General features: G+C 58.4%; 1 protein-coding gene. It reads left to right on the top strand.

Annotated features, from left to right (window positions below; all coding sequences use genetic code 11):
* The coding region (locus SB725_RS33215) for a hypothetical protein (RefSeq protein WP_410923699.1) at positions 1-245 on the top strand (245 nt) is incomplete at both ends.

Raw genomic sequence — 245 nt, 5'->3', positions numbered from 1 at the left:
CTTTCGGTAATCAGAGAACAGAGAGCAGTAAACAGAACCCCAAAGTCAAAACCGTTCCGCCGACTTCGTCGGCGGTCCCCGCGCGCGCGAGGAGTGCCCAAAAAAGCGGCGAAGACGCAGCAGACGACGTCGAAAACGACGACGGCGAAACGCTCGAACCCTTGCCGGGCAAGGCTCACAGCGATGCAAAGGTTTCGGGTAAGGCTTCCGGTAAGCCTTCCGCAAAGGCTTCGAGAAAGGCATCC

The sequence above is a fragment of the Pseudomonas sp. SIMBA_041 genome (genome assembly GCF_046535095.1).
GTDB classification, from domain to species: Bacteria; Pseudomonadota; Gammaproteobacteria; order Pseudomonadales; family Pseudomonadaceae; genus Aquipseudomonas; species Aquipseudomonas mucoides.
Note: the sequence above shows the minus strand (reverse complement) of the source record. Positions and strands in the feature narration are given on the sequence as shown.